The organism is Aphanothece sacrum FPU1, from assembly GCF_003864295.1.
Taxonomy (GTDB): Bacteria; Cyanobacteriota; Cyanobacteriia; order Cyanobacteriales; family Microcystaceae; genus Aphanothece_B; species Aphanothece_B sacrum.
In genome coordinates this window covers 39,654-47,382 of record NZ_BDQK01000004.1, presented here as the reverse complement: position 1 = coordinate 47,382, position 7,729 = coordinate 39,654, and the positions used below count along the sequence as shown (strand labels likewise).

The window sequence follows — 7,729 nt, the reverse complement described above, 5'->3', positions numbered from 1 at the left end:
GAATGGAATTTACAACAAATTAAATCCGATCATCCAGATTTAGGATTAGATGCGATCGCCCCTGTTGGTGCAGGAATTCAACCTAATTAATCCTATGACAAAAATAATTAAAAGTGATCGTTATGACCATAGCCACTCAAAAATTAACCCTGGAAGAGTATCTTGTTTACGATAATGGTACAGATACTCAATATGAGCTAATCGATGGAGAATTAGTAGCAATGCCGCCAGAAAGTGATAGAAATAACCTGATCGCCCTATATTTACTCACAGAATTCCTTAAATTTGTTTCCATACGACTCATTCGTCATAAAGATACAGAAATTGTCGTCACAGGTAATCGAACAAGAGTTCGACTTCCAGATTTAATGATACTTACCGAAGAATTGCTGACTGCCTTGGGTGGTAAACGCGCTACTATTACACAGGATATGCCATCCCCTGCCTTAGTGGTTGAAGTTGTCTCCCCAGGTAAGATAAATGAAGATCGAGACTATCGCTATAAAAGGTCTGAGTATGCTGCTAGAGGTATTTTAGAATATTGGATTATTGATCCACAAAAAGAACAAGTTACGGTATTAACTCTTGTGGATGGATTTTATGAAGAAGCCTTATTTCAAGAAGATGAAATTATTATATCAATTACTTTTGCGTTAATCAAACTCACTGCTAAACAGATTTTAACAGCAGGGGACAATAACCCTTCATGAACTATTAGAAAATTCTGAGAGTACTTTTGCTATCTATGCAGAACATTTACAAGAACATAGGATAATACTTACCCTTTTAGCAACCTCATGGGCATTATTTTGAGGCGTTACAATGATACCTGAATGCTTTTGCTCTGCTTGTAAATAGCTCAAATGTAGCCTTTCATAATCAACTCGATTGTGGGTTAATATACAGCGATTTTCTGAGACAGCATAAGCAAGCTGTTCATCATCTGAATAACCCGACATCCCAGCTTCAATTGTTGTTAAGATATTCCAACCTCGGCTTCTTAGAAGAATAGCCACTAAGTTAGCAACATCTTCATCGGTGTAGAGTGGCGCAAAAACTTTCATTCCATTTCCAACACTTTGCGGACTGCAGGATGAATAAGATTATCAGGAATTCGGTTTCGCTCAATATATTCGTTGATTTCAGACTGGTTGTCTAAGTAAAAACTCAGAGCATCAAATACTTGAGCCAACGTTAGTTGAAGAAACTGAGTTGGAATTTCTTCGGGAGAAGTACCCAATCTCCATAAACCAACAATGGTACGTATTGATATTCTTGTACCAGCAATAATGGGTTCACCGCCTAAAATCCCTGGATCACGAGTGACGTACCTTGAAATTGCTGCAGTTGTCATCAATCAGTCCCTATCGAGGAATAGCTACTTATCATTTTAGCTTACTGTATTTACACAAACACAATAACTGGGCCCTATTTTAATTTGTGTAACTGACTACAGCACAAAAGACACTTAGCCTTTATAATATCTTTAGATTCTTAATTCGGTGTGAGGTTCCAATGCTCATCAACCCAACCACCTTGCGGCAACTATGGTCTACCATTGAACAAACTCAAGCTCATTTGTTACTGAGTCTTGATCAGTCTGAGTTGATCGATGACTTGCTCTGTAGACTCCAACGCTACAAACCTCTTAGTCCAGAGGAGTGTCAAGGTTTAGCCATCTATATTGAACAACGCACAACCCTAATTCGAGAATTGGCGGAATCTCGACTAGAGGGTAAGTTTGCTTAAAATAATTTGTAATTACTAGATAATTGATTCTATAATTGTCGATAAACGGAACATTTTGACTTAACTACGGGAATTGTGTGTAATTTTTCCGGTATAGTTAAGTAAGGGTTTTTATTTGTTATCCTACAAATGGTTATTGACCAATTTTTAATAGGTCTATCCTTAGAAATCCTTAACCATGTTGCGTTTATTATGGCATCCCCTCATCATTTTTTCTACTGTTTTGACATTGATAATCTATCCCCTTAAGGGATACGCCAATCATGATGAATTTATTCTAACTCAAACTTCTGCTTCGATTCAATCAGGAACAAACTCCGGTTTAGAAACCTGTCCCTTTTCTTTTAAAACTCATACTTTTTCTTCTCTTGATATTTTTTTATTTAACTTAAAAGTCGCGGATCAAACCGTTAATTTAATTATAACAGGAAATACGGTTTTTCCACCAGCTATTTTTACTAACAATGAGAAAATCAAAGCCATTGAGCAACAAACAATTGGCAAAAATTTAACAATAGAAAATTTACAAGAAATTTATACTAATATTGTTGATATTATCAGTCAAATTTATCTTGATAGTGGTTATATTACTTCCCAAGCGATCAATAAAAATATTTCGTTAACGGCTAATAATGAAATAGTTGCTATCAATATTATAGAAGGAAATTTAGAAAAAATAGAATTAGTCGGTCGCGGAAGATTAACCTTAAATTATTTATGTGATCGCGTTGCCTTAGGAATAAGTACACCTCTGAATATTACGGAAGTAGAAAAACATTTAAGGTTATTAAGTATTAATCCTCTATTAGAAAGCATTACGGCGAATTTAAAAGCATCAGGAAAACCAGGATTAAGTATTTTAGTTGTTACGGTTAAAGAAGCTGATACCTTACAATTTAGAATTGGAGTTGATAACCTTTCTCCTCCTAGTATTGGTTCAGATCGTAGCAGTGTATTTTTAAGTTATGGTAATGTGACAGGATGGGGTGATGAACTTTCTACTGCTTATTATCGTTCAACAACTGACGGAGGCAATACAGTTGACACTACTTACCGTCTACCTTTAAACCCCCAAGAAGGAACCCTACAACTAAGATTTATTCCTACTTGGACAAAAGTCACTCAACCTGAATTAGAAGCTTTTGATATTACGGGAAATAAAGAAGTATATGACATTAGTTTTCGTCAACCTTTATGGCGTAATTTATCAGAAGAATTTGCCGTATCTTTGGGGTTACGTCATCAAAATGGACAAACTTTTATTAACGGACAATTAGCTCCTATAGAAAATGCTAGTAGTCGTTCTAGTATAATTCAATTTGGACAAGATTATTTAATTAGAGATGAAAGTGGATTTTGGTCTTTTCGATCACAATTTAATTTTGGTATTGATATTTTAGACGCGACTATTCAATCTAATCCCATTCCCGATGGACGTTTTTTTATGTGGTTATTTCAGGGTCAAAGAGTGCAACGGTGGGACGATAATCACTTAATGATTGTACAAGGAGAATTACAGTTAACACCTGATCCTTTATTACCTGATCAATGGTTTATTATAGGAGGAGGACAGTCAGTGCGAGGGTATCGACAAAATATTAGATTTGGGGATAATGGCTTTAGATTATCCATAGAAGATCGAATTACATTAATAAGAAATGAAACAGATAAACCTATCTTACAAATTGCTCCATTTATGGATATGGGGGCTATTTGGTTTGCTTTGGGAGAACGAAATTTACCACCCTTTAAAAAGTTTATTTTAGGTACAGGATTAGGAATTATTTGGAATAATGTGGCGGACATTGAGGGTTTAAGTGTAAGATTAGATTATGGGATTCCAGTTATTCCTTTACCTAATTTAGGTGATAATATCCAAGAACAAGGGTTTTATTTTCAAGTCAATTATGAATTATGAATTATGAATTATGAATTATGAATTATGAATTATGAATTATGAATTATGAATTATGAATTATGAATTATAAATTATGAATTATGAATTATGAATTATGAATTATGAATTATGAATTATGAATTATGAATTATGAATTATGAATTATGAATTATGAATTATGAATTATGAATTATGAATTATAATGAAATAGTTTACCTCACTAATTTTTGTAACAATGTATCTTAAAAAAACTCTAATTTTAACATTAATTTCTCTGCCATTATTAAGTATAATTACCGTTAATAAAGTGTGGGGACAATCAATTACACCTGCTAATGATGGCACAGGAACAATTGTTAATCAACAAGGAAATCAATTTAATATTGAAGGGGGAACTCTATCAGGAGATGGAGCCAATTTATTCCATAGTTTACAAAAATTTGGACTCAATGCGGAGCAAATTGCTAACTTTTTAGCCAACCCTAGCATTCGTAATATTTTAACGCGAGTTGTGGGAGGTGATCCCTCAGTTATTAATGGGTTAATACAAATTACAGGAGGTAATCCTAATCTCTTTATTATGAATCCTGCGGGCATTATTTTTGGCCCCAATGCTCAATTAAATATTCCAGCAGATTTTACTGCGACAACCGCTACAGGAATCGGATTTGCTAACAATAATTGGTTTAATGCGTTAGGAGAAAATAACTATAGCCAATTAATAGGAAATCCCTCTCAATTTGCTTTTGATTTATCTCAACCTGGTTCAATTATTAATAGAGGTAATTTAACCCTTGCATCCGGTCATAATTTGACCTTATTAGCAGGCAATGTAATTAATACTGGAACCCTCAATGCACCAGGTGGTAATATTACCATTGCTGCTATTCCTGGAACGAATAGGATTAGAATTTCTCAACCTGGAAATTTAGTCAGTTTAGAAATTATTGACCCTAGACCAACTAATAATAATACCTCTAATATTTCTACTATTAAACCCCCTAATTTAGCAACCCTTCTCACCCAAGGAGCAAACGGATTAGAATTAGGAGTAACTGTTAATGCTGATGGAACAATTCAATTAACCCAGTCTCAAACCTCTCTACCTATTACAACAGGAACCCTCATTACAACAGGAACAATAAATACAGCTTCTACAACTCAAATAGGAGGTAATATTACCTTAATTGGTGAACGTATTGGGGTAATAGATAGTCAAATTAATGCTTCTGGTAATCAAGGTGGAGGCAATATTAGAATTGGGGGAGATTATCGAGGTCAAGGAACAATTCCTAATGCAGAACGTACTTTAATTACTGATGGTTCAACACTTAATAGTAATGGTTTAGAGACAGGAAATGGTGGTCAAATTATTGTTTGGGCTAATGATCTTACCGGATTTTATGGCAATATTAATAGTCGAGGAGGACGGTTATCTGGGAATGGAGGGTTAGTAGAAGTGTCAGGAAAAAATCAATTAATTTTTGCAGGAAATGTTGATACTAGCGCACCTGTAGGTAAATTTGGAACGTTATTTCTTGATCCTTTAGATATTACGATAAAAAATGGGAGAGGGGATGGAACAACGGACGGAACTAATACTTTTAAAGGGAATAATACTGGTCAAGTTGGTCAAGTTTTAAGTAATAATAATTCCACTGATACTGCCCCTAGTATTATTTTTGAATCTGAATTAGAAGGGTTATCAGGTAATACCAATATTGTGTTAGAAGCTTTAAGAAATATTACTATTGAAAATTTAGCTGATAATGCTTTAACTTTTCAACGAGGAACAGGTAGTATTGTCTTTAGAACTAATACAATTCAGACTCGTACGGGAACTTTTCAGATGAGTCCTGATGATACTATTATTGCTCCTGGCCGAAATTTAAGCATAGAACGTTTAGGAAATTTACTCACATCTGGTTGTGCATTAACTAACAGTTGTCGAGTCATTGTAGGTAATATTGATACTTCATCCCCGACGGTCGGAGGTTCAGTTAATATTACAGCGCGGGGAAGTACGGGAAATAACGTTCCGAGTATTCAGGTAGGAAAAATAAACGCTTCATCTACTTTAGGTTCAGGGGGAAATATTAATTTACAAACTCGCTCTACTAATGGCTCTATTGTGGGTACAGTGAAGGTAGACGGGGTTAATTTTGATCCTAATGATACCAGTAACATTACTCGTGATCAAATTAATACGAGAGAAGGGGCTACGATTAATAATGTTGAAATAAATTTTGGCAATAATACCGCAGGCAATGGTAATAATAACGCAGGCAATGGTAATAATAACGCAGGCAATGGTAATAATAACGCAGGCAATGGTAATAATAGCGCAGGCAATGGTAATAATAACGCAGGAAATGGCAATAATACCGCAGGCAATGGTAATAATAACGCAGGCAATGGTAATAATAATCCACCACCACTTACTGTATTGCCACCAGTGGGTAACAATAATCCTCCTCCTACTATTAATACAGGTAATAATAACCCTCCTCCTACTATTAATATAGATAATAATAGCCCTCCTCCTACTATTAATACAGGTAATAATAATAATGTGACTCAGTTGTTAGAGTCCGAAAGAGGTGGGCCAGTTATAAACTTAAATAATGCTTATACTTCTTCTAATCAAGCTAATAATATTGGAGCAAATTCAGGTAATATTGGGGGGGCAAATTCTACAGTAGGAACTAATAATAAAGCAACGGCAGAAAGTGTTGAAAAAGACTTTGGTACAGACTTTGCTAATCATTTAGGAATTGAACCGGTAGCACCTCTTACCCTAGAACAAACTCAAACCCGTCTCCAACAAGCAGAATTAGCAACGAAGCTTAAACCGGCCTTAGTTTATATTGTATTTAAACCCCAATCTAATATTGTTCAAAGTCCTCAAAATACGGACTTATGGACATTTAATTCTGGTAAACCAGCCAAACAAATACCTCTTAACCGGAGTGAAAAAAATACTGATCAATTAGAGTTAATCTTAATTAGTTCATCAGGTGAAGTGTTACGTATTCCCATCACAGATGTAACCCGTAAACAAGTAATTTCAGTGGCAGAACAATTTCAACAAACTGTCACGAACCCTCGTCGTCCTACTGCTCATCGTGGGCCAGGTAAACAATTATATCAATGGTTTATTGAGCCTTTAGAGAGTGAATTACAAGCGCGAAAAATAGATACTTTAGTCTTTATTGTAGATGAAGGATTACGGTCTGTACCGATGGCTGCTCTTTATGATGGGTCTAAATTTCTCATTGAACACTATAGCATGGGTCTAATGCCCAGTTTAGCACTAACTGATACTCGTTATAAAGATATGACCAAGGACAGAGTATTAGCTATGGGTGCATCTCAATTTAACCAACAAAATCCTTTACCGGGGGTTCCTTTAGAATTATCCGTTATTGCTGATCGCATTTGGAAAGGACAATCTTATCTCAATAATAATTTTACCTTGAGTAATCTGCAAAAAGCACACGCTTCTGGAGAATTTGGTATTATTCATTTAGCAACTCATGCCAATTTTGAGACAGGAAAACTCAATAATTCTTATATTCAATTGTGGAATAGTCAGTTAACTTTAGATCAACTTAAAGACCTAAATTTAGGTAATCCACCTGTTGAATTATTAGTTTTAAGTGCTTGTCGCACAGCATTAGGTAATCGAGAATCAGAATTAGGGTTTGCAGGTGCGGCAGTTTTAGCGAGAGTTAAAACTGTATTAGGCAGTTTGTGGGAAGTGAGTGACGATGGAACTTTAGGGTTAATGACTCGTTTTTATGAACAATTACGAGATGTTCCCCTCAAGGTAACAGCGATACGACAGGCCCAGTTAAGTTTATTAAGGGGGGAAGTTTATTTAAAGGATGGTTATTTAATTACTCCTAAAAATCGCTTACCTTTACCTCCTCAATTAGCAGAATTAACAGCCGCACAAAGTATATCTCCTCACGCTGGTTTACTGACTCATCCTTATTATTGGAGTGGGTTTACTCTTATTGGAAGTCCCTGGTAATTCAACAATGGATAATGGTTCTACCGGACAAGTTATGCTAAATTATT

General features: G+C 35.2%; 6 protein-coding genes. 4 read left to right on the top strand and 2 right to left on the bottom strand.

Annotation, left to right across the window (positions count from 1 at the left end; translation table 11 throughout):
* Nucleotides 1–122 precede the first annotated feature (122 nt).
* Nucleotides 123–710, top strand: a complete 588-nt coding sequence (locus AsFPU1_RS05875; RefSeq protein ID WP_124978255.1) for a Uma2 family endonuclease — start codon at nucleotides 123–125, stop codon at nucleotides 708–710.
* 33 nt (nucleotides 711–743) lie between these two features.
* Here AsFPU1_RS05875 and AsFPU1_RS05870 read toward each other — a convergent pair whose 3' ends face one another.
* Nucleotides 744–1,064, bottom strand: a complete 321-nt coding sequence (locus AsFPU1_RS05870; RefSeq protein WP_124978253.1) for a DUF5615 family PIN-like protein — start codon at nucleotides 1,062–1,064, stop codon at nucleotides 744–746.
* Nucleotides 1,061–1,354: a DUF433 domain-containing protein gene (locus AsFPU1_RS05865; RefSeq protein WP_124978251.1), complete on the bottom strand. Its 294-nt coding sequence runs from the start codon at nucleotides 1,352–1,354 to the stop codon at nucleotides 1,061–1,063. The genes AsFPU1_RS05870 and AsFPU1_RS05865 overlap by 4 nt, the downstream gene beginning before the upstream one ends.
* A gap of 161 nt (nucleotides 1,355–1,515) precedes the next feature.
* Here AsFPU1_RS05865 and AsFPU1_RS05860 point away from each other — a divergent pair, with 161 nt between their 5' ends.
* The 3 genes from AsFPU1_RS05860 to AsFPU1_RS05850 all read left to right on the top strand — a co-directional run bounded on the left by AsFPU1_RS05860 (nucleotide 1,516) and on the right by AsFPU1_RS05850 (nucleotide 7,682).
* On the top strand, nucleotides 1,516–1,749 hold the full coding sequence (locus AsFPU1_RS05860; protein WP_227873665.1) for a hypothetical protein: 234 nt from the start codon (nucleotides 1,516–1,518) through the stop codon (nucleotides 1,747–1,749).
* Between the two features lie 178 nt (nucleotides 1,750–1,927).
* Nucleotides 1,928–3,667, top strand: a complete 1,740-nt coding sequence (locus AsFPU1_RS05855) for a ShlB/FhaC/HecB family hemolysin secretion/activation protein (RefSeq protein ID WP_124978249.1) — start codon at nucleotides 1,928–1,930, stop codon at nucleotides 3,665–3,667.
* A gap of 214 nt (nucleotides 3,668–3,881) precedes the next feature.
* Nucleotides 3,882–7,682 (top strand): CHAT domain-containing protein, encoded by a 3,801-nt coding sequence (locus AsFPU1_RS05850; RefSeq protein ID WP_124978247.1) that lies wholly within the window; start codon nucleotides 3,882–3,884, stop codon nucleotides 7,680–7,682.
* The last annotated feature ends 47 nt before the right edge of the window (nucleotides 7,683–7,729 follow it).

Excerpts from the sequence above, each read along its gene's own strand:
- AsFPU1_RS05850 (WP_124978247.1), top strand. The coding sequence starts at position 3,882 with ATGTATCTTAAAAAAACTCTAATTTTAACATTAATTTCTCTGCCATTA.
- AsFPU1_RS05860 (WP_227873665.1), top strand. The coding sequence starts at position 1,516 with ATGCTCATCAACCCAACCACCTTGCGGCAACTATGGTCTACCATTGAA.
- AsFPU1_RS05865 (WP_124978251.1), bottom strand. The coding sequence starts at position 1,354 with ATGACAACTGCAGCAATTTCAAGGTACGTCACTCGTGATCCAGGGATT.
- AsFPU1_RS05870 (WP_124978253.1), bottom strand. The coding sequence starts at position 1,064 with ATGAAAGTTTTTGCGCCACTCTACACCGATGAAGATGTTGCTAACTTA.
- AsFPU1_RS05855 (WP_124978249.1), top strand. The coding sequence starts at position 1,928 with ATGTTGCGTTTATTATGGCATCCCCTCATCATTTTTTCTACTGTTTTG.
- AsFPU1_RS05875 (WP_124978255.1), top strand. The coding sequence starts at position 123 with ATGACCATAGCCACTCAAAAATTAACCCTGGAAGAGTATCTTGTTTAC.